The 25815-nt window shown below is 37.9% G+C and carries 20 protein-coding genes, 2 pseudogenes and 1 riboswitch; of the genes and pseudogenes, 16 read left to right on the top strand and 6 right to left on the bottom strand.

Translation table 11 applies throughout. The features are described 5' to 3' along the window. Window positions 1-9: 9 nt before the first annotated feature. Window positions 10-2082, bottom strand: a complete 2073-nt coding sequence (locus IPH66_05700; protein MBK7128845.1) for a T9SS type A sorting domain-containing protein — start codon at window positions 2080-2082, stop codon at window positions 10-12. 274 nt (window positions 2083-2356) lie between these two features. Here IPH66_05700 and sulP point away from each other — a divergent pair, with 274 nt between their 5' ends. From sulP to IPH66_05665, 7 genes and pseudogenes are all read left to right on the top strand, one after another. Continuing rightward, window positions 2357-4090, top strand: coding sequence for a sulfate permease (sulP, locus tag IPH66_05695; GenBank protein MBK7128844.1), 1734 nt, complete (start codon window positions 2357-2359; stop codon window positions 4088-4090). Between the two features lie 86 nt (window positions 4091-4176). Next, window positions 4177-5001: a glycerol acyltransferase gene (locus IPH66_05690; protein ID MBK7128843.1), complete on the top strand. Its 825-nt coding sequence runs from the start codon at window positions 4177-4179 to the stop codon at window positions 4999-5001. A gap of 13 nt (window positions 5002-5014) precedes the next feature. Beyond that, on the top strand, window positions 5015-5941 hold the full coding sequence (locus tag IPH66_05685; protein MBK7128842.1) for a GNAT family N-acetyltransferase: 927 nt from the start codon (window positions 5015-5017) through the stop codon (window positions 5939-5941). A gap of 98 nt (window positions 5942-6039) precedes the next feature. Further along, entirely contained in the window at window positions 6040-7113 is a 1074-nt protein-coding gene (locus tag IPH66_05680) for a DUF4249 family protein (GenBank protein MBK7128841.1), read from the top strand. A 177-nt stretch (window positions 7114-7290) separates the two neighbouring features. Then, a complete protein-coding gene (locus tag IPH66_05675; GenBank protein MBK7128840.1) occupies window positions 7291-9357 on the top strand; it encodes a dihydrofolate reductase in 2067 nt (688 codons plus the stop codon). Window positions 9358-9462: 105 nt separating this feature from the next. Next, complete coding sequence (locus IPH66_05670) at window positions 9463-10002, top strand: KilA-N domain-containing protein (GenBank protein MBK7128839.1); 540 nt, start codon at window positions 9463-9465, stop codon at window positions 10000-10002. 284 nt (window positions 10003-10286) lie between these two features. After that, window positions 10287-10637, top strand: a pseudogene (locus IPH66_05665) (KilA-N domain-containing protein). A gap of 20 nt (window positions 10638-10657) precedes the next feature. On the opposite strand, the gene IPH66_05660 reads toward IPH66_05665, so the two are convergent. Continuing rightward, window positions 10658-11335 (bottom strand): TIGR00730 family Rossman fold protein, encoded by a 678-nt coding sequence (locus IPH66_05660; protein ID MBK7128838.1) that lies wholly within the window; start codon window positions 11333-11335, stop codon window positions 10658-10660. 171 nt (window positions 11336-11506) lie between these two features. Between IPH66_05660 and hpt the strand changes: the two genes are divergently transcribed. The 6 genes from hpt (at window position 11507) to IPH66_05630 (ending at window position 16638) form a co-directional block, all read left to right on the top strand. Continuing rightward, a complete protein-coding gene (hpt, locus tag IPH66_05655; GenBank protein ID MBK7128837.1) occupies window positions 11507-12055 on the top strand; it encodes a hypoxanthine phosphoribosyltransferase in 549 nt (182 codons plus the stop codon). Further along, the gene (locus tag IPH66_05650; GenBank protein ID MBK7128836.1) at window positions 12052-12630 is read left to right on the top strand and encodes an adenylate kinase; all 579 of its coding nucleotides are present in this window, start codon (window positions 12052-12054) and stop codon (window positions 12628-12630) included. The genes hpt and IPH66_05650 overlap by 4 nt, the downstream gene beginning before the upstream one ends. A gap of 122 nt (window positions 12631-12752) precedes the next feature. After that, entirely contained in the window at window positions 12753-13742 is a 990-nt protein-coding gene (gene obgE, locus IPH66_05645; GenBank protein ID MBK7128835.1) for a GTPase ObgE, read from the top strand. 226 nt (window positions 13743-13968) lie between these two features. Next, entirely contained in the window at window positions 13969-14355 is a 387-nt protein-coding gene (apaG, locus tag IPH66_05640) for a Co2+/Mg2+ efflux protein ApaG (protein MBK7128834.1), read from the top strand. A 67-nt stretch (window positions 14356-14422) separates the two neighbouring features. After that, complete coding sequence (gene pruA / locus IPH66_05635) at window positions 14423-16051, top strand: L-glutamate gamma-semialdehyde dehydrogenase (GenBank protein ID MBK7128833.1); 1629 nt, start codon at window positions 14423-14425, stop codon at window positions 16049-16051. A gap of 209 nt (window positions 16052-16260) precedes the next feature. After that, window positions 16261-16638 carry a DUF559 domain-containing protein gene (locus IPH66_05630; GenBank protein MBK7128832.1) on the top strand — a complete coding sequence of 126 codons (378 nt, stop codon included), beginning with the start codon at window positions 16261-16263 and terminating at the stop codon, window positions 16636-16638. A 294-nt stretch (window positions 16639-16932) separates the two neighbouring features. On the opposite strand, the pseudogene IPH66_05625 reads toward IPH66_05630, so the two are convergent. Further along, window positions 16933-18136, bottom strand: a pseudogene (locus IPH66_05625) (IS4 family transposase). Window positions 18137-18270: 134 nt separating this feature from the next. Then, window positions 18271-20742 (bottom strand): TonB-dependent receptor, encoded by a 2472-nt coding sequence (locus tag IPH66_05620; GenBank protein ID MBK7128831.1) that lies wholly within the window; start codon window positions 20740-20742, stop codon window positions 18271-18273. Window positions 20743-20793: 51 nt separating this feature from the next. After that, a riboswitch (TPP riboswitch) is annotated at window positions 20794-20891 on the bottom strand. A gap of 65 nt (window positions 20892-20956) precedes the next feature. On the opposite strand from IPH66_05620, the gene IPH66_05615 reads away from it, so the two are divergent. After that, window positions 20957-21889, top strand: coding sequence for a pyridoxal-phosphate dependent enzyme (locus IPH66_05615; protein ID MBK7128830.1), 933 nt, complete (start codon window positions 20957-20959; stop codon window positions 21887-21889). On the opposite strand, the gene IPH66_05610 is transcribed toward IPH66_05615, so the two are convergent. Both IPH66_05610 and IPH66_05605 read right to left on the bottom strand, forming a co-directional pair. Continuing rightward, complete coding sequence (locus tag IPH66_05610; GenBank protein ID MBK7128829.1) at window positions 21883-22605, bottom strand: hypothetical protein; 723 nt, start codon at window positions 22603-22605, stop codon at window positions 21883-21885. The genes IPH66_05615 and IPH66_05610 overlap by 7 nt on opposite strands. A gap of 135 nt (window positions 22606-22740) precedes the next feature. Further along, on the bottom strand, window positions 22741-23109 hold the full coding sequence (locus IPH66_05605) for a DUF4878 domain-containing protein (GenBank protein MBK7128828.1): 369 nt from the start codon (window positions 23107-23109) through the stop codon (window positions 22741-22743). A 144-nt stretch (window positions 23110-23253) separates the two neighbouring features. Here IPH66_05605 and IPH66_05600 point away from each other — a divergent pair, with 144 nt between their 5' ends. Next, window positions 23254-24879 carry an ATP-binding cassette domain-containing protein gene (locus tag IPH66_05600; protein ID MBK7128827.1) on the top strand — a complete coding sequence of 542 codons (1626 nt, stop codon included), beginning with the start codon at window positions 23254-23256 and terminating at the stop codon, window positions 24877-24879. Between the two features lie 591 nt (window positions 24880-25470). Continuing rightward, entirely contained in the window at window positions 25471-25683 is a 213-nt protein-coding gene (locus IPH66_05595; protein ID MBK7128826.1) for a hypothetical protein, read from the top strand. The last annotated feature ends 132 nt before the right edge of the window (window positions 25684-25815 follow it).

Here is a 25815-nt window from a genome sequence, read left to right as displayed (position 1 = left end):
TTGATCAAATTAATTTTTCACCAATCTGAAAACTTTCGCGTCTCCATTCACCATCACACGAATCATGTACACTCCATCTCCAAGTTGAGAGATGTCAGTACTGATTTTTCCTTGTTCTGAAACTGTGTTGGTTGAAGAAGATACAACTACTCTACCATTGATATCTGTAATGATAAAACTGAAATTCTCAGCAGATTGCGGAACAGAAATATACACTACATCATTTGCAGGATTTGGATAAACCTGAACCATATCAACTGATTGTATTTCTGTTGTGAGGTAATCACAATTATCAATTGTTAAAGTCACCACCGCAGAATCAGAAGGACAAACTCCGTTGGTTGCAACATAAGTATAATCATAATCACCCGGCGTTGTACCGGTTAAGAAATAAGATGAAGTTAATGGGTTGAATGAGTCATCATACCATGTTCCACCTAAGTTTACATTACCACTCAATGCGCCAAGCAAATCAACCTGCTGATTCATACAAGCAGATAACGCGCCATCAGTTCCGGCAGATGATGCACTTTGAATATTCATTGTAATAGTCACATCAGGTGCAAGACAACCTTTTGGATCAAAAGTAGCAACTGATGTACCAGCAGGTAATACTGTAGTATTTAACAACGTATCATCAATAATCGCTGATGGATTCACAGAATAAGACCATGTTCCAAATGGATCGGTAATGGTAGCAAGATCATTCATGTCAATGAGTCCGGTAGTTTGACAAATATCTTCGACAACTGATGTTCCTGCACTTGGATTAGCAAGTCGTACAGTTACACTATCCACTGAAAGATAATACCACCATCCGGTTTCGATCACATGAATACCAAACGAGTATGTTCCGTCAGTTGCAGGGGTATAACAATAAACCTCCTCGGTATATTCATAACTGGTCGGGTCACCATTTTCAACAAATTTGTCTCCAATTACTGTTCCGCCTGACATAGCTTGATTGGTTGACACTAATACTTCACCATCCCAGTTAGTGTAGGTATCACCAGCCCACCAGAAAATAAATTCATATGTTTCACCACCTGTCATTTCAAATTCAGGTGTCCAAATTGTAGCATCAGCATTATATTGAACTGCAAGGAAATTATTACCATTTAAGGCATCTGCATCTCCCCATCCATAGCTATTATCATGTATGTTCCATCCAGTACCTGTATTCATATTTTCATGTACCCAGCAAGAAGGGAATATTTGCATTCCAACCGGAGCAGTTTCAAAATTATCATTCCAAGGTAAAGTAGTAATAGCCACACAAGGCGTAGTGAATGAATAAGGACCAGACCAGTAGCTGAAACCATCAATACCACAATCAGTACGGATATAATAATCATAGTCAGTATTTGGACTTAGACCGGTAATAATATAATCAGTAGCACCGGTTACGTTTGCTGTGCCAAGTTCAGCACCAACACCCGGTAAAAATCCCGGAGCACCCCATTCAATGATATAATCAGTTGCAGTTCCCGGTTCTGTCCAATCAATTTCTGCTGTTGTAGCGGTAACATCTACTAGCGTTACACCTGAAACCTGAGGGCATGCGGGCATAGGTAAAATGTTTACCTTATAATCATGCGTTTCACCATAATATGCATTTGGTGTACACGCATCAGTTGCCATACTAGAATATGTGCACATTACACGCATCCGCACATTATTGATTGGCGTAACAGAAGGAATAGTAATTGTACCAGTATGAGCTCCTGATGAAGTTGTTGAACTAAATAAAAGCTCAGAACCATTATCAAACGTAAAGTCATTGTTAAAATCAATCCAGATTTTCAAATGCTGACTTGGAAAATTGTGAGTTGTAGAAAAATTGTAAGTAACAGTTGCCTCAAGGTTACCGGTTAATCCCGGGGTGGCAGTAAAGTCACCATATCCTGCTGCACTGCAACCAGAACCTGTGTGATTAATTCCAGAACCAGTAAGTACAAAATCATTTATATCATCACCATACATACAGTCATTCGGATATGAAGGTGTACAGTATTGGGCCTGGGCATTCATAGCTGTCAGACCCAACATTAATGAAGCAAAACGTATCAGTTTTTTTCTCATAATATTAAGGTTAGTTTATGCAAAGGTAACGGGCTTATTCAAAATTTGGTTGGATTCAATACCCTCATTTTATCAACTTGATAATTTAAACACAAAAAAAGGTAAAAATGATGTGTTTGCAACCTTTCAAACGTTTAATTGAATTAATTAGTTAGGCAATAAAGCTGAATCAGGTCTTACAAACTGACTGACAATTTTTTGCTCTTGCTTTGTGACATAAATCTGCGGCATGTACCAACCTATTTGCACATTTGTGTACTTTTACCCGGTGAGCATGATAGAAAAAATCTTTCCCTTTACTGCAGCGTTAAAAAACTATACTGCTGATAAATTCCGCGGAGATTTATTTGCCGGGTTAACGGTAGGGGTGATGCTCATTCCGCAAGGTATGGCTTATGCTCTTATTGCCGGATTACCCCCTGTGTATGGTCTGTATGCCGCACTTGTTCCGGTTTTTATTTATGCCTTGTTTGGTACATCAAAACAATTATCTGTTGGACCGGTAGCCATGGATTCTCTCTTTGTTGCTGCTACCGTTTCAGGCATTGCTGCTGCGGGAAGTGAACATTACATAACGCTAGCCATCTTGCTCGCCGCTATGATTGGTTTGGCTCAATTATTATTTGGTTTAATCAGGCTGGGCTTCTTGGTCAATTTTTTATCTCAACCTGTTATTGTTGGTTTCACCTCTGCTGCAGCGATCATTATTGCGCTCAACCAGCTTGGAAATTTAACCGGTATCAAACTCACTCAAAGCAATGAGTTGCATATTCTGATTTCAGATTTTGTAAAAAACGTCGGTTCAATTCATATTCCAACATTAGTTTTTGCTTTGGCGGGCGTTGTGTTCATGATAGTATTGAAAAAAATATTGCCAAAATTTCCATCCGGATTGGTTTTAGTTTTTATCGGAACTCTAATGGTATGGCTCTTTCAATGGAATCTACAAGATATTCAAATTGTAGGGAAAGTTCCTTCAGGCTTACCCTCATTCAATTTACCTGATATAAATTGGGATGAACTAAAAGGTCTCATGCCTTCTGCGCTTGCGCTTGCAATGATTGCATTCATGGAAGCCATCACCGTAGCAAAAGCCATTGAGGAGAAAAAAGGAGTTCAAGAAATAAAACCAAATAGAGAACTCATTGCTTTAGGTTTGGCCAATTTGGGAGGTTCTTTTTTCTCATCATACCCGGTTACGGGAGGCTTTTCAAGATCAGCCGTAAATAATAATACCGGGGCACAAACTCAAATTGCAGGCATAATTTCCGGTTTGCTCATTTTATTTTCACTACTCTTTCTCACTGATTTATTTTTTTATTTACCGAAAGTTTTACTGGCTGTCATCATTCTTGTTGCCGTAGTTGGTTTGATTGATTTCAAATCACCGCGTAATTGGTGGAGGACAGACTCAACTGAATTTATCATGTACGCTGCCACCTTGTTAGCCACTTGTTTTATTGGTATTCAACAGGGTATTTTAATTGGAGTTGTCATTTCACTGATTATTTTAATTTATCGGGTATCAAATCCACATATTGCGGTAGTTGGTCGCATACCGGGCACAAATTTGTATCGGAATGCTGAAAGATTTTCGCAGGTTGAAACCGATGACGATATTCTCATGGTGCGTTTTGATGCCGGACTTTTTTATGGTAATGCAGATTTTTTCAGAGACAAGATCAAAGAACTGGAAGCGCAGAAAAAAGTAAAACTAAAAGCCATTATTGTTGATGCATCAGGCATTAATTCGGTTGACTCAACATCAATTTACATGATCAGAAAACTATTAATTCACTACAAAAAGAAAAAAATTCAGGTGCTTTTTACTGGTTTAATTGGTCCGGTGAGAGATAAGTTTAATCAAAATCGTATTTATACTGAATTGGGTGAAGAGTTTTTCTTTGTGAATATTGAAGATGCTCAACGATACCTCAACGGGCAGCCGCGATTGGCAAGTGGTGATGTTTCAAGACAGTCAAATTTTAAACCGCGCATTTCAAAGTAACACAAGGCTATCACCTATTTCAAAAACACGAGGCTTTTCAAAAAAATGATGACATCACAAGGAGATAAGCGACTATCTTTGTCATGATGGCTGAAAAATTTATTGATATTGAAAAAATCATCCGCGACAAAAATCCGCGCCTATTGAAATTTTTGCCCGGTTTTATCCTCAGATATTTGAAGCGCATTTTACATGAAGATGAAGTCAATGAAGCTATTGAGGAAAATAAAGATGTTTATGGTTATCAGTTTTGCGTGAACATCATTAAAAAATTTGATTTACAAATCAGTGCCAGAGGGATAGAAAATATATCGCCCACAGGTGGAGCCATATTTGCCTGTAATCATCCATTGGGAGGTTTTGATGCTTTAGCCGTTGTGCAAGATGTGACCCCTGTGAGGCCTGATATTAAATTTGTTGTCAATGATATTCTGCTTCACCTTCACTCGTTGAAAGATATGTTTGTTGGTGTGAACAAACACGGCACCAACACAAAGGATTCACTTGACGAGTTGAACAAACAGTTCATGACTGATCAGGCGGTATTTGTGTTTCCGGCCGGTTTAGTAAGCCGAAAAAAACGCGGAATAGTTGAAGATCTTGAATGGAAAAAAACCTTCATCACCCGATCAAAAAAATTCAACCGCGACGTTATTCCTGTCTACATTGACGGAAAACTGAGCAATCGTTTTTATCGTCTCGCAAATTTTCGTAAATTCATAGGCATTAAAGCAAATATTGAAATGCTCTATCTTGTTGATGAGCTTTTCAGACAAAAAAATAAAACTATTACAATACACTTTGGTAAACCCATACCGGCATCAACTTTTGATAAAACAAAAACTGATTCAGCTTGGGCACAATGGGTAAAATCCAAAGTTTACGACATGCGTGATAAACAAACTAACTGATGAGCTACAGACTATGAATTTAGATTATATCATACCTCCCGTTGACAGAAAGTTAATTGAAGCTGAACTTACGCCCGATAAATTTGTCAAAAAGACGAATAAAATAAATAACCTTATCTACATTGTCAATCATCACAACTCGCCAAATATAATGCGTGAAATTGGGCGCTTGCGTGAAATCACATTTGCTTTAGCCGGTGGCGGAACAGGACAAGCATTGGATATAGACGAACATGACACGGCGCCTCTTTGCTATGAACAACTCATTGTCTACTCTCCTGAGGATAAAGAAATCATGGGTGGATATCGGTTTATTAATTGTGCTAAAATTGGATCAGACACACTGGATTCACTTTCAACATCGCACTATTTTAATTTTGCAGAAAAATTTATCAAAGAATATTTGCCTTATACTATTGAGCTTGGAAGATCATGGGTGAATCCAATGTTTCAACCATTAACTAATCCGCGCAAAGGATTATTTGCCTTAGATAATTTATGGGATGGTTTAGGTGGTATTGTACTCATGCACCCAAACATGAAATATTTTTTTGGAAAAGTAACCATGTATGAATCATACAATGAGCAAGCTAAAAGAGCCGTACTTGGTTTCATGAAGACTTATTTCCCCGATAAAGATCAATTAGTAACTCCCAAATTACCCATTTACACGTCAGTTAAATCACATGAAATTGTAAACATGGTAAAGGGTATGGATTTTAAAGAAGGATTTAAAGTACTTCAGCGTTATTGCCGTGATCATGATGAAAATGTGCCGCCTCTTATTAGCAATTACATGCAACTTTCACCCAGCATGAAATCTTTTGGTACAACACGCAATCCTGATTTTGGTGGCGTTGAAGAAACCGGAATTTTAATTTCTCTTTCAGATATTTATCCTGAAAAAAGTGAACGACACCTAAGACAAAACCAAGGCTGATCTTTCTATAGATCATGTGAACGGTGTGATTTACTGATTAATCGGATGAAGCCCTTTCAGGATAATTCTTTACTTTTGTGCTGATCAATAAAAAAGCTATGCTAAAAAATTCCGGACTGATTGGGTTGCTTGCTCTGGCTATTACCTGGACATCATGTGAAACAGAATTCAGTCTTAACGGCGACTATACCGTTACACCCATTGTTTTTGGTTTATTAGATCATACGTCAGATGTGCACATTATCAAAATCACCAAAGCATTTATGGGTGATGGTGATAATTTAGTTTACGCTCAAGAACCTGATTCCAGCTATTTCACTTCAGTTGATGCTAAAGTAATTGAATACAATACCAATGGAGTTGCAACAGGTCGTGAATGGCAGTTACATGACTCTACTATCTCAAACAAAGACACAAGCGGAGTATTTTATGCACCTGATCAAAAAGTTTATGTTTTCTACGCTGACGACTTGAATGAAGAGTTTGAATACGAATTGGTCGCCTATCTCAATGAAAGTTCAGAACCTATCACTGCACGTACCGCAATGATTGATGGGTTTGGTGTTTCAACCAGTATTATCATATACACTGAAATTAACTTTGCTGGTAACACGGTTGTTGATGATCAGGATTATAAATCATGGACCTTTCCGGTAACTGAAGGTGAACACGCTCTCAGATATAATTATAAATACACTATTCATTGGACAGAAACGTATCTTGACAACAGCACTAAATCATTCTCAGCAACACGCAATAACGGAGATAAATTTCAGGTAGACCCTGACAATCCAAGTGTGCAAACAGTTTCATTCAGCGGTCTAGATTTTTATAAATGGGTAAAAGATATTGTTCCCGGTGCTGCAGATGATCCAACTGTTACTAAACGTCATTTTGACGGACTTGATTTACGCATCACAGTTGCGCATCAGGATTTAGATCAATACATGGATGTCACTCAACCTGTCACCAGCATTGCGCAAGTTCAGCCTGAATACACAAATATCAATGGTGGTCTTGGATTATTTTCAAGCAGAGTTATTTTGGATTTAACAGGATATACACTGAATAAAGCTTCACGTAAAGAATTATGCCGCGGTCAACACACGGGTGATAAATTGTTTTGCAGTGATGACCCTGAAGATGTTTCAGAAAACTACTATTGTCCATAAAAATATTGATCCCGCTTCACTTGCGGGATTTTTTTTTGATTGTCACCTGCCTAAGTTTAGACTGCATTCTTCAAAAAAGATTCTTATTTTCGCCCTTCATCTGAAAAGAGAAATATACTTACAAACTCTGATCAGCTGAGATTTTTTTCTAATTTGAATATCCTTTAAATTGATTTTATGAAACATCTGTTCCCCTTTAAAACGATGAGTGCAATAACACTTGGATGTCTTTTTACTTTCACTTCATGCGGTGGCTCTAAAGAGAATACCGGTGGTGAAATTAAAGACACAACCGTATCAGAACCTACAGTAAATAACTTTAAAACTGAAGCGTTTGCTGATGTTCAAGTATTAAGTTATGATGTACCCGGTTTTGACAGCCTGACCCTAAAACAAAAAACCTACGCTTATTATTTATATGAGGCAGGCTTATCAGGCAGAGATATTATTTGGGATCAAAACTACCGATATAATCTTGCTATCAGAAACGCACTTGAAAATATCGTGCGCAGTTATCAAGGTGATAAAAATTCTGATGATTGGAACAAGTTTATGGTTTTCACAAAACGCGTGTGGTTTTCAAATGGAATTCATCACCACTACTCCATGGATAAATTTATGCCTGAATTCAGTCGTGAATATTTTGAAAGCTTGATTCAGGAAACTAATACTTCACTAGACAGCACCATAATTACCGTCATGTTTGATCCTGAAATGGATAAAAAAAGAGTTAGTCTTGATACTAAAAAAGATCTCATCACTTCGTCTGCCTGCAATTTTTACGGTGAGGGAGTAACAGAAAAAGATGTAGAAAATTTTTATAAAGATATGATGGCAAACGGCGGAGATAAGCCGGTAGAATTTGGTTTGAATTCTAAATTGGTAAAGAATGCTGACGGCACTTTGTCTGAACAAGTATGGAAAATAGGTGGCACTTATTCAGCCGCATTAACAGAAGTAGTTTACTGGCTTAAAAAAGCGCAAGGAGTTGCAGAAAATGATGCTCAAGCTAAGGCCTTAGGTTTGTTGATTGAGTATTATGAAACAGGTGATTTAAAAAAATGGTCAGAATACAACATTGCTTGGGCAAGTGCAACAGAAGGTGACATTGATTATATTCAAGGGTTTGTTGAAGTGTACGGAGATCCAAAAGGCATGCGCGGCACATACGAATCCATTGTTCAGATAAAAGATTTTGAAGCATCAGCTCGCATGCAAACACTTGAAGAAAATGTGCAGTGGTTTGAAGATAATTCTACCATCATGGATGAGCATAAAAAGAAAAATGTTGTTGGTGTTACCTATAAAGTGGTGAATGTTTTAGGAGAATCAGGTGATGCTTCACCATCAACACCCATTGGCGTTAATTTACCAAATGCAAACTGGATACGCGTAAATCACGGATCAAAATCAGTGAGTCTTGGAAATTTGGTTGAAGCCTATGACAATGCCGGTGGAACAGGTTTGCTTGATGAATTTGCGAATGATTCAACTGAAATTGAACTGTCAAAAAAACATGGTAAACTAGCTGCTAAATTGCACACAGCCATGCATGAGGTGATTGGTCATGCCTCAGGACAAATTAACCCGGGAGTGGGAACACCGAAAGAAACGTTAAAAAGTTATTCGTCAACACTAGAAGAAGCCAGAGCAGATTTAGTTGCACTGTATTATATCATGGATCCAAAATTGGTTGAATTAGGTTTGATGGAATCACTGGATGTTGGAATTGCAGAGTATGACGGCTATATCAGAAATGCCATGTTAGTACAATTGCGTCGTATTGAAATGGGAAATAACGTTGAAGAAGCACACATGCGCAACCGCCAACTAGTAGCATCATGGGCTATTGAACATGGTGCAAAAGACAAAGTGATTGAGCGCATTGAGCGAGATGGAAAAACTTATTACAACATCAACGATTATCAAAAACTTAGAACACTTTTTGGAGAACTACTTCGTGAAATTCAACGCATCACTTCAGAAGGAGATTACAAGGCAGGAAAAGATCTGGTTGAGACCTACGGCGTAAAAGTAGATACCAAATTACATGAACAAGTCATTAGCAGAAGTGAAAAACTAAACATTCCGCCTTATAACGGTTTTGTCAATCCGGTGCTTACACCTATCATGGATGCTGAAGGCAATATCACCGATGTAAAATTATCTTACCCTACCAGCTTTGAAGAACAGATGTTATATTATTCAGATAAGTATGGATTTTTGGCTAAAGAATTGAAATAAGAAAAAACGGCGCTAAAGAATTGGCGCCGTTTTTTTTGTTTTAGAGTTAATTTAGCTGCTTCGCTTGTTAAAACGCTTTATCATGTATATATCTATAACACTAGGATGAAGAAAATAAGAATAAAAGATACTGAGATTGAAATCATTTCAATTGATCATGGTGACTACATTTCATTGACAGACATGGCTAATGCAAAAGAAAGTGAGAGTCGTGCCGCTGATATCATAAAAAACTGGTTGCGGACGCGCTATGCCCTAGAATTTCTTAGTACTTGGGAACAAATCCACAATAAGAATTTTAAAGTGGTGGAATCTGACCACTTTAAATCACAAGCCGGTTTACATAGCTTTGTTTTGAGTGCTTCTGAGTGGATAGAAAAAACAAACGCCCTTGGAATATTTGTTAAAAAAGGAAAATATGGAGGCACATTTGCTCACAAAGATATTGCATTCGAATTTGGTTCAGCGATCAGCGTTTCTTTCAAACTCTATTTAATTACTGAATTCCAAAGATTAAAAGAATCAGAAAATAAACACTTGGGGTGGACAGCAAAACGCGAATTAACTAAAATTAATCATTACTGTCCGATAAAATATTTTAGAACGACTTTGAAACCAATGGCACCAATTGATTTCAATAAATAATCAACCGTGGGGCTTACTTTTGGTTATCGGTTTTTATTTTAGTTTCTTTCTTCTTTTGGCTTGACCCAAAAGAAGCAAAAGTCAAGGCCCGCAAAAAGACAGGCAATCCTTCTTGCAAATTCTAAGTGCGGACGGGTGATCTCCGGAACATTTGTAGTTGAAGGAACGTTCGCTGCACGGAGCTTCCCGTCCTTACTAAGAATTCGCCGCGAATTATCACCTATCTTTTTTGATGGCCGGGGAAGCTTTATCTGAAAATTTTAATTTTTCCCCGGACAGTAGTGAAAATTAATTATCAAATTCATACTGACGCAATTAAACAGAATCTGATTCCAACTGAATTATCATCGTCACAAACCTCAATTATATACGCCAATGAAGCCGACGTATTAAATGTTGCTCTATTCGGAATAACGGCGAGACAATGGAGAGAACAAAACCCAAAAAAAAGTGGTAATATCAGGGATTACGCAACGGCAAATGAATTGATTTGCTTGTCAAATATGGAAAACCTTAACGCAGTATTTATAAATGAAGGGATTTCTCAAAAAGACCGATTAATAAAACTAAATAAAATTGCTATACAACAAATGAATATTCTACAAAAAGTTGGATACCGAGATTTACTCAAATAAACACTCCAGTGATAAAAAATTTAAAAATTCGGTCTCAACGGATGTGTCTGATAGAAGTCATTCATGTGTTTCACTGCTTCTTGTGGGCTATCAGTTGTTTTGAGAAAGTTCATGTCTTTGAGATTGATGTTTCCTTCAACGCCAAGCATAATTTCTTCAATCCATTTTACCATGCCGTTCCAGTATTTGGTTCCAAAAAGAATCACAGGACGCATATCAATTTTTTTAGTTTGCATCAAAGTAAGCGCTTCAAAAAGTTCATCCATGGTTCCATATCCGCCGGGAAAAACGATGAATCCCTGAGAGTATTTTACAAACATAACTTTGCGCACGAAGAAGTAATCAAAATTTACCGGATGATTTACAAACTCATTGCATGATTGTTCAAAAGGTAAACGAATATTTAACCCCACTGATTTTCCTTCACCTTGTTGAGCCCCCAAATTTCCGGCTTCCATAATTCCGGGGCCGCCACCTGTAATCACGCCATAGCCTGATTCAACCAAAAGTTTTGAGGTTTCAACTGCTCCTTTGTAATACGGACTATTTTTATCTGTACGGGCAGATCCAAAAACAGAAATGCAAGGACCAATGCGCGCCATCTTTTCATAACCTTCAACAAATTCGGCCATTATTTTAAATATCGCCCAACTATCATTTGAGCGTATCTCATTCCAATCTTTATGTGTGTGTGTCATAAGTGTAAATACGTATTAAAACTTGCGAAAGTTAATAATTCAGTTCAACATCTCTTGTTTTCTTATCTTAATCATTGTTTACCATTTGAAAAATTAGCTTCAACGGGCTGACAGATCAAATTTCTTCAGCAATTCACCATTGCATATTGGTTAATTCTATAATTTTACTTCATGCAAACATACCTGACTCTGCACGACAAAAAATTTGTACCGTATCTTTCAGCAAAAAAAATTGAAGATGCTGTGCAATCTATTGCTGATGCAATCAATAAAGATTTTGAAGGAAAAAATCCACTCTTCATTGCCGTGCTGAATGGCTCATTCATGTTTGCCGCTGATCTGATGAAAAAAATCAGAATTCAAAGTGAACTGAGTTTTGTAAAATTGGCATCCTACCACGGCACAACATCAAGCGGTGAAATAAATGAACTCATTGGACTAACAGATGATCTCAACAAAAGACATGTAATTATTTTGGAAGATATTGTTGACACCGGCAACACCTTGGCTCACCTGAAAGAAATTTTAAAAACCCATGAATTAGATAGCCTAAGCATTGCCACTCTTTTACTAAAGCCGGATGTTTTCAGGAAAAAGTACCCGGTTGAGTATGTAGGTATTAATATTCCGAATAAATTTGTGGTAGGGTACGGACTTGACTACAACCAACAAGGACGCAACCTTGGAGAAATTTACGAATTAGCTGACAACGCATTATGATCAATCTCGTATTATTTGGCCCTCCGGGTGCAGGAAAAGGAACTCAAGCTGAGAGGCTTGTAAAAAAATACAATCTTTTCCATTTATCAACAGGTGATGTTTTCAGATTCAATATGAAAAACAAATCTGAATTGGGAGAATTGGCATCCAGCTATATAGAAAAAGGACAACTGGTTCCTGATCAAGTGACAATTCAAATGTTGGTTTCTGAAATTGAAAAACATCCTGAAGTAGAAGGATTTATTTTTGATGGATTCCCTCGCACCTCAGTGCAGGCAGAAGCGCTTGATAAAATATTGGCAGAACGAGGAACATCTATTGCTGTAATGCTTGCCTTAGATGTAAATGAAAACGAATTGAAAGAAAGATTGCGTTTACGCGCTTTAAAAGATAATCGGGTTGATGACGCTGACCCTGTTGTTATTCAAAATAGAATCAACGTGTACAATAACGAAACAGCACCGGTTTTAAAATTTTACACAGACCAAGGCAAGGCAGTTTTGATTGATGGAATTGGTGAAATTGATAAGATCACAGACCGTTTGTTTGCTGAAATTGATGCAGTGATTGGGTAATTTACGATTACAGAAGCTGGCACAAACTGTGCTATCCTTGTTTTCTTCATCTAAAAAGTGGTAACTTTGCACGCCTGTTTGCGGTGAGTATATCTCATTTCACTGGGTTAAAAATTCAACTCATGTCTAATTTCATTGACTACGTAAAAATACTCTGCCGTTCAGGTAAAGGCGGTCCGGGATCCACGTATATGTATCGCGCAAAAGGTCTTCCCAAAGGAGGCCCAATGGGAGGTGATGGTGGCCGCGGTGGTCATATTATTCTAAAAGGGAATAAACAAATGTGGACATTGCTTCCACTAAAATATCGCAAGCACGTATTTGCAGAAAACGGTGAAAACGGGGGGCACATGAATTGCACCGGAGCCGACGGCAAAGACATGATTTTGGAAGTACCTCTGGGAACTGTTGCGCGCAATGCTGAAACCAATGAATACATGGGTGAAGTTTCTGAAGACGGACAAGAACTCATTCTGCTCAAAGGCGGAAAAGGTGGAAAAGGAAATGCATTTTTTAAATCATCCACTAATCAGGCTCCACGCTATGCACAACCCGGCATTCCTGAAGAAGAAGCCTGGATTATTCTTGAACTTAAAGTACTTGCTGATGTTGGGTTGGTAGGATTTCCAAACGCCGGAAAATCTACCCTACTTTCAGTTGTATCCGCCGCAAAACCTGAAATTGCAGATTATCCCTTTACTACGCTTACTCCAAATCTTGGTATTGTAGCTTATCGTGATTTTAAGTCGTTTATCATGGCTGACATTCCGGGAATCATTGAAGGGGCTCATCTTGGAAAAGGACTTGGTATTCGTTTTCTCAAACATATTGAACGAAATAGTTTACTCTTGTTTCTAATTCCGGCTGATGCTGATTCTGTCTTTGATCAATATCATATTCTACTGCGTGAATTAAAAGAATATAATCCGGAATTGCTTGACAAACCCCGTGTGCTTGCAATTTCAAAATCAGACTTAATTGATGATGAAATCAAAGTAGATATTGAAAAAAAATTACCCGGCATTCCTTATGTTTTCATATCTTCTGCAACGCAACAAGGTTTAACAGGACTTAAAGATATTATCTGGAAAGAACTTCAGAAAGAATCGTAGTTTATTAAAAGACACTTTTTGCTGATAATAAAATTGATAGCTGTATAAAATCAATTTATTCCGTTTGTAATCCGTATATCCTAGGCCTAATGAGCATTTCAGTATTTGAGTGTTAATAAAATTTAACGTTCGTTATCCCAACTAAATCAAAGGTCTGTGCGTTATAATCAATGAAAGCAGAAAGATGAAGAATTTGTTTTATCCATCTTTCACTAAATTTGCATGTATGACAACAGCATTGACATCGGGAGTAAAAATCAGCGTTGAAAGTCTTTACAGAAAAGATCTATCAGATATTCATAATGATTTATATTTTTTCAATTACCGCATTGTAATTGAAAACACCAACCCATTTAACGTACAGCTGAAATCAAGATACTGGTACATTTTTGATTCACTCAACCCTACCCGTGAAGTACAAGGTGAAGGCGTAGTAGGAGAGCAACCGGTTCTATCTCCAGGCAAAAAACACGTGTACGTTTCAGGCTGTGATATGCATTCAGAAATGGGTTATATGCGTGGCTATTATATTTTCAAACGCATGGACACCGGTGAAGAATTTAAAGTGGATGTTCCGCGGTTTGAATTGTATGCAAGGTTGAAGATGAATTAATCCGTAACCATTCTCACACTCCCCTTCCCTATTTTTAATTAATTTTGGCAAGTTAAAAAATCATGCTATGCCAAACGCTATCTATAAAGTTCCGGTACCGGCCAATGAACCGGTAAAATCGTATGCGCCCAATTCAGCTGAAAAAAATTCATTGCTGAACAAATACAAAGAGATGTACAATCAAGCACCAATTGATGTACCTATGTATATTGGAGGAAAAGAAATACGCACCAGTGATAAACGCAAACTGGCACCGCCACATGATCATCAGCATGTTTTAGGACATTACAATCAGGGCACAGCTCAACATGTTACAGATGCTATCAACGCTGCATTGGCGGCCAGACAAGCTTGGGCTGATTTGCCATGGGAACATCGCGCTGCCATATTTTTGAAAGCCGCTGATTTACTCGCCGGTCCGTACCGCGATAAAATGAATGCTGCTACCATGTTGTGTCAATCTAAAAATGCCTTTCAGGCTGAAATAGATGCCGCCTGTGAGTTGATTGATTTTTTTAAATTCAACGTGGCGTACGCACAACAAATTTACGCTGACCAACCGGGATCAAATGCAGGCATGTGGAATCGATTAGAATATCGTCCGCTTGAAGGTTTTATTTTTGCACTTACCCCGTTCAATTTCACTTCTATTGCAGCTAACCTCAGCGCTGCACCGGCTTTAATGGGTAACGTGATTGTTTGGAAACCTGCTGAAACACAAATTTATTCTGCTCAGGTAATCATGGAAATTTTTAAAGAAGCTGGTTTGCCTGATGGCGTTGTAAACATGGTAACCGTTAGCGGACAAATTGCAGGAGACGTAATCTTGAAACATCCTGATTTTGCAGGAATCCATTTCACCGGATCAACCGGAGTATTCAAAAACATCTGGAAAGAAATTGGAAAAAATATTGACATCTATAAATCATATCCACGGGTAGTAGGTGAGACAGGAGGAAAAGATTTTATCATTGCACATAAATCATCTATCCCTGCACAAGTTGCTACTGCCATATCACGTGGCGCATTTGAATTCCAGGGACAAAAATGTTCAGCGGCATCACGTGCTTACTTGCCATCTAATATTGCACAAGAAGTGATAGACCGTGTAGTGGCTGATGTAAAATCATTTAAAATGGGCGCGCCTGAAGATTTTGGAAACTTCATCAACGCAGTTATTTCTGAAAGAGCGTTTGACAAAATTGCCTCGTTCATTGACTATGCTAAAACCAGAGAAGATGCTAAAATAGTTGTTGGAGGAAATTACGATAAATCAAAAGGATATTTCATTGAACCCACTGTTATTGTCACCACTAATCCGGCATTCAGAACCATGTGCGAAGAAATTTTCGGACCTGTAATGACCATCTACGTATATCCTGAAAACGAATTTGAACAAGCACTAGAACTCTTGGATAAAACTTCAGAGTATGCATTGACCGGGGCAGTTTATTCTCAAGACCGATATGCAATAAATCTGGCAAGTAAAAAATTAGAGAATTCAGCCGGAAATTTCTATATCAACGACAAACCCACCGGTGCAGTTGTTGGTCAGCAACCATTTGGTGGAGCCCGTGCATCAGGTACTAACGATAAAGCAGGTTCATATTTGAATTTGATTCGCTGGGTTTCTGCCCGAACAATAAAAGAGACGTTTGTTTCACCAACTGACTATCGGTATCCGTTTTTGGGGTAGGAAATTACCTCCCCCTTTATCCCCCTCTCCAAAGGGGGAAACCACGTGCGTTCCCTCTGCGAGACAACAAAAGCATTCCCCCCCCGAGGGGGATTAAGGGGGAGGAAAATCCAAAACGACAAAGAAAAAAACCACGAAACCCGACAACTATTCCCCCTTTGGAGGGGGATTGAGGGGGAGGAAATATCTAATTCGTAGTTATTTATTTTATGTCATCAAACAACTTCAATTATTACAACCCACGTCTTCGTGAATATGCAAGAGAACATAGAAATGAGTCCGTCTCTTTAGCGGAAAAGTTCTTATGGAAAGCCTTGCTCTCGCGAGGGAGATCAGGAGTAAAGTTTAAGAGACAAAGACCTATAGATAAATTCATCGTAGATTTTTTTTCAGCAGAATTGCAACTAATTATAGAAATTGATGGAACTTCTCATGTCGCTAAGTCCGAATATGACAATTACCGTCAGCAAAAAATAGAATCACTTGGTTATGCTATTTTGCGTTTTCATGAAGGAGAGGTACTGAATCAGTTTGATCATGTACATGACAGGATAATTCATGCTGTATCTGTTTTGAAGAACCGGTAGTTTTTTCCTCCCCCTTATTCCCCCTCCAAAGGGGGAAACCATGTGTGTTCCCTCTGCGAGACAACAAAAGCATTCCCCCTCCCATAGGGGGATTATGGGGGAGGAAAATCCAAAACGACAAAGGAGCAACTTGCCCCCTCTCCTTATTTTTTCGTACTATTGAATATGAAATTCTTCTGCCTTGTATTCAATTTCACTACTGTCCGATAAAAACTAAAAGTACGTAAAAACCCTTTCAAAACCCTCATGGTTGCGTATGAAAAGCCTTGTATTTCAAAAGTAAGCCCCCTCTTTTCAGGCTGAACTAAATTCGAATTGAAGTTGTGGATCTATTTCAACTAGCCAATCTTTTTCTGGATTTTCTAGAAATTTGATCAGATGAATGTAATTGAAGAGATGCAGTCTGCAAAAGTTGGCCAGATTAGAGAAAGCCCATTTTCGTTTAATTTTTTGTGGATAACGGTCAACAGCAGATTCACTATTAGCGTACACCAAATCTGAATTTTGATTGCATTCTCATTGTCGCCTAAAAAATATTTTAGCGGAAAGTTTTGTTTGAGCTGTTTGAAAAGTAATTCAATTTGCCATCGTTTTTTGTAAATGAGTGCGATGTGTCCTGCGTTCATCCCTTGTATGTTGGTTATAAATTCAAAGCATCTTTTGTGTTCGTCATCCCAGTAAGCAATTCTTCTGAGTTCAGTAGTTTTGAGATATTTTCCGTTGTCTTTGACTTCAACTTTTATAATTTCATCTTTCAATACACCTGCGTCAATATAGCTGGGAATATCATTTTCTACAACCAATTCATAGGTTGCATTTGATTTTAGTCTGGTGACAAAATAGATGTTGTTTTGTGTGAATTCATCAAAGGTTTTATAATCATTATATCCTTTATCAAACACAGCTATTTTGCCTTTTTCCAGCTTAAGTTTTTTAAGGAATTTTTTATCGTGTGTTGTCGCTGATGAAAACCAAATCAGTTTTGGAACCTGTTCCTGAAGATTAATTTGAGTGTGTACTTTTATGCCTCCTTTTCTTTTGCCATTGGAGGATTTTCTGCCAACACAGCTCAATAAATCACGAAACAATGAAATAGTTGTTGAATCAATAATTTCCACTCTTTGTTCCCATACATATTGTTTTCGGCTGTCCGAGATAACCCCTGAGTACTCTTTGTACAATAAATAATAAATCTCTTGAAAAACCTCATGACTCCTTCGAGCATTTGCATCACTCAACGTGCTTTTGTGCGGAATGTTTTTAACTGAAAATGATTTGTCTTTCCTTTGAGCCCAAGCATAGCACCGGCAACCTCTCGCAACGATGAACAATTGGCGAAAGTTGAAAACAACATGCTGATTAAGTGATCAGATGTGTCAAATCGTTTGGTATAATAATCAGAGTTACGGTTCTTAACCACTCTGCTTACAAGAGTTGGGTCAATTAAAGAAATCAGCTGTCCGAAAACCGACTGTCCAAAAAAAGTAGTTACTTTTATTCATGTGTATTTAGTTCGTCAAAACCAAATTACACTAAAGCGGGAAATCTGTTATGGAAATCCCGCTTTTAAATTTTTTTTATCGGACAGTAGTGATTCAATTTATTGTTTGTTTTTGTTTCGTATTCACAGAACTAAAATTTTATAACAAGTCTTGACATCCAGTTAAAACCGGCTTGCGGGTAATAAAAGTTCTCAGTATACACCTTGGCACCGTATAAATAGCTGTACGTATATCCATTGTTTTCATATAATTCATTAAAAATATTATTCAGTTGAACACCTAACTGAATTTCTTCAAATAATTTTAAACGCCAGGTATAAGCAAGTTCAACATTTGACACCAGATAAGCATCTAATGACCGATCAGAATTCATGGTATTATCTAAATATTGTTTATCAACGTATTTGGTGGTGAAGGTAAATCGCAAGCTTTTTATTGGAAGATATTCCAGCGCAACAGCAGCAATTAAGTTGGGTGAAAATGCAATATCTGTTTTTGTATGTGTAACGCTTGCCTGACCACCGTTGTCATAGTCATCAAAATACTCAGTGAATGATGGAATTTTATTTAAACTGTAAGTACAATTTCCTGACACGCTGAGATTATTTAAAATCATGTATCCTGCTTCTAATTCTAGGCCGGTTCTATAACTTTTATCTACATTGGTACGGGCATAAGCGCCTACGTCATTGATGGCTCCTGTTAATATCAATTGGTTTTGATAATTCATGTAAAACCCGGTCAAATTCATCATGGTTTTTCTTGCTTTGAAACGATAGCCCAGTTCAATATCCTGCAAGGTTTCATGCTTTGGTCTAGAATCAGGTGTGCTATTCACAAAATCATCCCGCACGGGTTCACGATTAGCTACTGCAAATGAAAGATAAGCTGAATGACGATCATTGAAATCATACATCAAACCCAGTTTTGGATTCAGAAATTGATAATTCACCTGCTGATCTGTATCTAACAATTCACCATTCACTTGCGCCGGACCAACAAATGCATAATCAATATAACGAAATTGGACATCTGCATAAAATGAAAACCGCTTTAATGCATAGTTGAATTTTAAATAAGAACTGAGATCTGTTTTGTTTGACTCACTTTCATAATAGCGCTCACGAATTTCACCATTGCTGGCATATTCAGCCCAAATAATTTCTCCAAAATGTTTTCCAAGATATTGATTTGCTGCTCCTCCCCAGGTAATTTGGATACCTTTCAGGTTAGTATAATTCAAAGAAAAAACAGCGCCATAAAAATGATTATCCAACCAGCGTCGTCTGATTAAATCAGTAGTTGAAATTGTATCAGTTGAAATGATAACAGGATTCAAACCATAATCAGTCAAGGTTTCACCACGCTTAAATTGCTCATAGTAACCAAACCCTCTTGTATAATGACCTGCTAAATTGAAATTAATTTTTTGGTTAATGCTTTGCAGAAAATGTAATTGATAATGCGTTTGCTGATAATGATCTACTTCATTTTCGTAAGTATAATAATTGTATGTGCGGCCGGCATTGAAAAGATTTATACTATCATTCTGATCAAGATATAAGTATCCTAAATTATTGTAATAATGAGCGGTTAGAGAATCGGTATTTTCTTCTAATACTGCTTCAGGTGTTCCGTTCCATGCCTGATACGTAATTTCTTTTCCGCCAAAAACTGTTGCACGTAGAATAGATTTTTTTCCTAACCACGCAGATGAAAGATAAAAAGACTGCAGGTTTGAACTTGCTCTATCAATATATCCATCAGATGAAATTCTAGACAATCGGGCATCTACTGTGAACTGATTATTCAATAAACCTGAACCTACTTGTACTGTGTTTTTAAGTGTATTGAATGATCCAAATGAATTTGATATTTGCGCATACGGATCCTTTCTCACCTCGTTAGTTTTAATATTGATACTTGCACCAAATGCCGCCGCACCATTTGATGATGTGCCAACACCACGTTGAATTTGAACACTCTCAGCAGATGATGCAAAGTCAGGCATGTTCACCCACCACGTACCGTGTGATTCTGAATCGTTCACGGGTATTCCATTAATGGTCACATTGGTTCGTGTTGGATCAACACCACGTATTCTGATTCCGGTATAACCCACCCCGGCACCGGCATCTGAAGTAACAACAGTTGATGGCGTGAGATTGAATAAATAAGGCATATCCTGACCAAAATTTTGTTGTTCAATTTTTTGTACTCCAAGATTAGTATACGTTGTTGGTGTTTTTTCACCTGCGCGTGTTGTGGAAACAACAACTTCTTCAGAAAAATACTCAACAGGTATCAAGTCAAAATCATGCACCATACTTGCACCGCTGATTTGCAATGTATCGCGCAGCAACTGGTATCCAAACGCACGCACTTCAATAATGGCAATGCCTAAAGCTACATCTGTAATTTCATAAGTGCCGTCAGGTGTTGAAACAACATACTGATACGTTTGATCAATCATAATTCTGGCGCCCGGCACACCTTCACCTATTTCATTTTTGATTTTACCACTCAAGGTGGTTTGTGCTGTGCTTGAAACCGGAACGCCAATGATAGACGCCCAGATCAACAGCATGATTCTTGTTTTCATGTTTAAACATTTTAACAAGAACAAGGGGCTGGTTCCTGGGAAATTAATAATAAAACCAACTTGTCACTTTCCTTCGCAGGCATTATCCTGATCAGGTCAATGGGTATAATCTCAGCCGCCAATTATGACAGCACCCCTTAGAGACATGACAAAGGTAAATAGTTTGTATTGGAATCAGCGCTATCTTTAAGCAGAAATTTTTTCATTTGATTTAGTGAACGCAGAAACAACAAGATGGCAGGAATTAAAAATTCCTTCTCCACTGCAAAAAATAGATTCACCTGTTTTTGTTGAGCAAGATATTTCAGTTTTTGTAAAACGAGATGACATGATTCACGCTGAAGTATCCGGCAATAAATGGAGAAAATTAAAATACAATATTGAAAAATTCAAGGCAGGTAATTATCATGCATTACTTACTTTCGGGGGCGCTTATTCCAATCACATTGCCGCAACAGCAGCCTTTGGTAACATGGCAGGTGTACCAACAATTGGGGTTATCCGAGGTGATGAATTACACGCACAAAGCAACGATACACTTCGTGCTGCTTCAGAAAATAAGATGCAATTTCACTTTGTTACCCGACAAGCATATCAAAAAAGATACGATGCAAATTTTCATGCACAGCTCAAAGCTATTTTTGGCAACGTGTATATTGTTCCTGAAGGTGGTGCAAACAACGCCGGTGCTGAGGGCTGTTCTGAAATAATGCATGAAATACCTTTCACACCGGATTATGTATACACCGCAGCGGGTACAGGCACAACTGCCGCGGGTTTACTTGTGGGTTCACTGAACGGTTGCATCATCAATACTGTGTCTGCACTGAAGGGGGGTGAATTTCTATCTCATGATATTCAGCGAAGAATTCAATCTATGTCTATTGAATTTCCTGAAGCAAACTTAAGATTGAAGGATTTGAGGTTGATCACAGATATGCATTTTGGAGGATACGGAAAGCACAATGCCACGTTGCTTGCCAATATGAAATCATTTACTGATGCTCACGGTATTCCACTTGATCAGGTTTATACCGGCAAAATGGTCAGCGCATTTTTACGTGATTTACATGACGGATTTTTCAAAAAGAATAGCCGCATTGTATTATTACACACCGGCGGATTACAAGGGGCTATTCCCTATTGAACAGCAGTTGTATCAGTACTCAATGAATCAGGTGGCAACATGCGTACTCTTCTGTTATCATCTTTCAAATGAAAAATAGGCATGAATTTTTCACTATCAAAAAAGGTAGCAAACAACAGCATGTATGTGCGATGTTTTTTCCTCACAATGAATACATTTTTGCCATCATTCACATCTTTGAAAATGTAGTACAACAATTCACTGCAGTAATATTCGTCGGTTGAATACATGCTGAATGAATGGTCAAAAGGCACTCTGAGATTTAAGTAATGGTAAGCTCTTTCAGGAATTTTTGTTTCAAGCGAATCAGCAAAAATTGGTCGGCAAATAAATAGCATAGAGTCAGCACCATGTTTTACAAATTCAGTTAAGTCCATAATTTGTACTCCATCTTCTTCTTGTTCACTTACTGCACCTCCAAGAGAGTGAATGACTCTCCAGGTATCACCTTCTTTCACAATAATACCGCAGTGTGAATATTCTTCTTCGGTATTTTGCATGATATGTGCTGAGAGCGGTCCGTTACCACGACGCACTATTATATCGCCTGGTTTTATTTGCTGATAAATTGAATCAGGTAAACTGGGCGGAATATGTTTGTACTCCACCGCAGTACTTGTGTCCGTGTCAAGGCCAGACTCACCTGAGCCTGAGCAACTGCAAAGGATGAACAACGTAACAGCACAAAAAAAATAACGGGTATTCACGGGCATCATGCCAATAATTGAATTTAGTGTAAATGAATTTCAACAAATGTAGGCAACAATATTCAGATGCATTGCCTGATAAAACAAAAATCCCGTCTCGGAAACCGGACGGGATTTTTGAAATCTTTTGGATTTGAAATGATCTTACATTTCCATTCCTAGATCTTTTGCGTAGTTAGCAACTTTCCAAGCGCCATCAACTTTTTTAAGATCGTATTTGAATTTCATTTCCATACCATCTCTTTTTTCAGTACAAGTACAATTTGCAGTTTCACCTGACTCTGTACAATCTGTAGAAATGATTTCAGTTGGTGAACTTGCACATCCTGCATCAATAGCAGCTTGTACATTTTCAGCAGCAGTTTCAACAGCCATTCCTTTAGCTTCGTCGCATTTACCGCCGTTCAAAGCTTTAATGAATGATTCTGTAACGTCTTTTGGAGTGGCTCCTCCACCGCAAGCAGTCAGCAACAATCCTGCAACTGCTCCTACTAATAAAGTTCTCAATTTCATAACTTGGTTTTACTTACTTAAATAATTAATTAATTAATGGTGCAAATATATATCAGATTTCAATAAAACAAAATTTTTTTACAACAAAAGATCATTTTTTGCAGATGAAGCACCTACCTTTGCCGCCGAAACACGGTAAAATCAATGATTCAGGTTAGTAATCTTTCTCTCGCGTACGGTAAAAAAGTTTTATTTGAGGATGTCAATCTCAAATTTGCACCCGGCAATTGCTACGGCGTTATTGGTGCCAATGGTGCCGGTAAATCAACTTTTCTGAAAATATTAACCGGTGAAATTGAAGGTAACACCGGGCAAATCATTCTTGAACCCGGCAAGCGAATGGCGGTGCTCAAACAGAATCACCATGAGTTTGATGAATATTCAGTGCTTAATGCCGTACTCATGGGGCACAACGCCTTGTGGAAAATTATCAGTGAAAAAGATGCAATCTACGCTAAACCGGATTTCAGTGAGGCAGATGGGTTACGTGCTTCTGAGCTAGAAGCGGAATTTGCTGAAATGGATGGATGGAACGCCGAAACTGACGCTGCAACACTGCTGAGTAACCTGGGTATTAAAGAAGACACCCATTATACCCTGATGAAGGATATTCCCTCAGATCAAAAAGTGCGTGTGCTTTTGGCGCAGGCATTGTTCGGAAATCCCGATATTCTTGTTTTAGATGAACCTACCAATGACCTTGACATTAAAACAATTTCTTGGCTTGAAGATTTTCTACTTGATTTTAAAAATACAGTAATCGTTGTATCGCACGACAGACACTTCCTTGACACCGTGTGTACTCATATTTGCGATATTGATTTTGGTAAAATTAATTTTTTCACCGGCAATTATTCTTTTTGGTATCAGTCATCTCAATTGGTATTAAAACAACAAGGTGATAAAAATAAAAAATTAGAAGAGAAAAGAAAAGAGTTGCAAGAGTTTATCGCTCGCTTCAGTGCCAACGCTTCTAAATCAAAACAGGCAACCAGCAGACGAAAGTTGCTTGAAAAAATGCAGGTAGAAGAGCTGAAACCTTCCAGCAGAAAATATCCCGGAATCATTTATGAACAAGAACGTGAAGCGGGTGACCAGATTTTACACATTGAAAAACTTTCAAAATCATTAGACGGTGAAACGCTCTTCAAAGATTTTTATCTCAATGTTTCCAAAGGAGATAAAATAGCTTTCATTTCTAAAAATAGCTTGTCTATTACAAATTTGTTTCAGGTTTTAATGAATGAGAAGCAAGCTGACAGTGGTACTTTTCATTATGGTACTACTATAAAACCAACTTATTTACCCAATGATAACGCTGCTTACTTCAGCAGTGATTTAACCATGGTTGAATGGCTGCGCCAATACGCTGTAACTGACGAGGAAAAAGAAGAAGTGTATCTCCGTGGATTTTTAGGGAGAATGCTCTTCTCAGGTGAAGAAGCCCTCAAAAAAGTGCGTGTATTATCAGGTGGTGAAAAAGTTCGATGCATGATTTCTCGTATGATGTTTGGAAAAGGGAACCTGCTTATTTTAGATGAACCTACCAATCACCTGGATCTGGAATCAATAACGGCATTCAATAATGCGCTCATTAAATTCCCGGGCACTATTCTATTTACTTCACATGACCATGAATTTGTTCAAACAGTGGCTAACCGCATCGTTGAATTAACTCCAACAGGTTTCCTTGACAAACTCATGACCTATGACGATTACCTGGCTGATGAAAAAATTCAAATGCAGGCTGATGAGATGTATGCATCATGATATAAATCATCTTTTGTGAGACTATTTTATAATTTTCTGAAGGCAAATTTTGACGTTTGTCATGGATAATTTGCTGCGTTAACCGTTCCTTTGACAATAATAAACTGGGTATTTATACCATTTTTAAGGTATTGCTTAGAATTAGTTTAAATAAATATCTTTGTCAAGATGAAAGCGCAAGTTGTTCCATTACCACAAGCAATTTATACCACAGGGATGTGTTCGTGTGGCATAACGCAGGAAAACGGTAAAAAAGATTGCTGTAAAAAATACAAGCGCAAAGGGAAATTTTGCGGGGGTTGTCCTAAAAAGTAACACTGACAATTAATCAACTATTTTAAAGTCCTGTAACAGCAGGTCACTAATTCCTGAAAAGGAGGTTGATCGATACTAGTTCTATCACCGAACTTTACCAGGCAGGCTCTATTCTTCTACGCTGAATTTAAAAAATGGGAGTTAAGAATAGATGAAAGCGATGAAAATCCGCTCTCTCAAATTATTGTTCAGTTCACAGAAAATGGAGGAGCTAACATGAATAAACGAAACAAATAGTTAAGTTTGCATCATTACTAGACTCAAAACAATTTTCTTATGAAAAAGGCATTCATAGTTTTATTAGTGGGTGGTGTTATCATCTTTACATCTTGTAAAAAAGAGTACTCATGTACCTGCACTGCCACAGATCCTTTTTACGATATCACATACTACGAAGAAATGAAGAAAAAAGAGGCTCAGTCATGGTGTGATGTAAAACAATCTTCTTTTGAAGCCGGGATTACTGGATGGAATTGCACACTGAACTAATCAATACTATTATCAATAAAAAAAGACACGCAATCCTTCTTGCAAATTCTAAGTGCGGGCGGCGTATTATATCAAAATGAATTGTACCGATGCCTATACCGATGCCAATCGGTATTACGGATATGCCTTTGG

It is taken from the genome of Crocinitomicaceae bacterium (genome assembly GCA_016708105.1).
Classification (GTDB): domain Bacteria; phylum Bacteroidota; class Bacteroidia; order Flavobacteriales_D; family Crocinitomicaceae; genus JADJGJ01.
Note: the sequence above shows the minus strand (reverse complement) of the source record. Positions and strands in the feature narration are given on the sequence as shown.

Excerpts from the sequence above, each read along its gene's own strand:
- IPH66_05675 (MBK7128840.1), top strand. The coding sequence starts at position 7,291 with ATGAAACATCTGTTCCCCTTTAAAACGATGAGTGCAATAACACTTGGA.
- hpt (MBK7128837.1), top strand. The coding sequence starts at position 11,507 with ATGCAAACATACCTGACTCTGCACGACAAAAAATTTGTACCGTATCTT.
- IPH66_05670 (MBK7128839.1), top strand. The coding sequence starts at position 9,463 with ATGAAGAAAATAAGAATAAAAGATACTGAGATTGAAATCATTTCAATT.
- sulP (MBK7128844.1), top strand. The coding sequence starts at position 2,357 with ATGATAGAAAAAATCTTTCCCTTTACTGCAGCGTTAAAAAACTATACT.
- IPH66_05650 (MBK7128836.1), top strand. The coding sequence starts at position 12,052 with ATGATCAATCTCGTATTATTTGGCCCTCCGGGTGCAGGAAAAGGAACT.
- IPH66_05605 (MBK7128828.1), bottom strand. The coding sequence starts at position 23,109 with ATGAAATTGAGAACTTTATTAGTAGGAGCAGTTGCAGGATTGTTGCTG.
- obgE (MBK7128835.1), top strand. The coding sequence starts at position 12,753 with ATGTCTAATTTCATTGACTACGTAAAAATACTCTGCCGTTCAGGTAAA.
- pruA (MBK7128833.1), top strand. The coding sequence starts at position 14,423 with ATGCCAAACGCTATCTATAAAGTTCCGGTACCGGCCAATGAACCGGTA.
- IPH66_05610 (MBK7128829.1), bottom strand. The coding sequence starts at position 22,605 with ATGATGCCCGTGAATACCCGTTATTTTTTTTGTGCTGTTACGTTGTTC.
- IPH66_05595 (MBK7128826.1), top strand. The coding sequence starts at position 25,471 with ATGAAAAAGGCATTCATAGTTTTATTAGTGGGTGGTGTTATCATCTTT.
- IPH66_05630 (MBK7128832.1), top strand. The coding sequence starts at position 16,261 with ATGTCATCAAACAACTTCAATTATTACAACCCACGTCTTCGTGAATAT.
- IPH66_05600 (MBK7128827.1), top strand. The coding sequence starts at position 23,254 with ATGATTCAGGTTAGTAATCTTTCTCTCGCGTACGGTAAAAAAGTTTTA.
- IPH66_05690 (MBK7128843.1), top strand. The coding sequence starts at position 4,177 with ATGGCTGAAAAATTTATTGATATTGAAAAAATCATCCGCGACAAAAAT.
- IPH66_05680 (MBK7128841.1), top strand. The coding sequence starts at position 6,040 with ATGCTAAAAAATTCCGGACTGATTGGGTTGCTTGCTCTGGCTATTACC.
- IPH66_05620 (MBK7128831.1), bottom strand. The coding sequence starts at position 20,742 with ATGAAAACAAGAATCATGCTGTTGATCTGGGCGTCTATCATTGGCGTT.
- apaG (MBK7128834.1), top strand. The coding sequence starts at position 13,969 with ATGACAACAGCATTGACATCGGGAGTAAAAATCAGCGTTGAAAGTCTT.
- IPH66_05660 (MBK7128838.1), bottom strand. The coding sequence starts at position 11,335 with ATGACACACACACATAAAGATTGGAATGAGATACGCTCAAATGATAGT.
- IPH66_05685 (MBK7128842.1), top strand. The coding sequence starts at position 5,015 with ATGAATTTAGATTATATCATACCTCCCGTTGACAGAAAGTTAATTGAA.
- IPH66_05700 (MBK7128845.1), bottom strand. The coding sequence starts at position 2,082 with ATGAGAAAAAAACTGATACGTTTTGCTTCATTAATGTTGGGTCTGACA.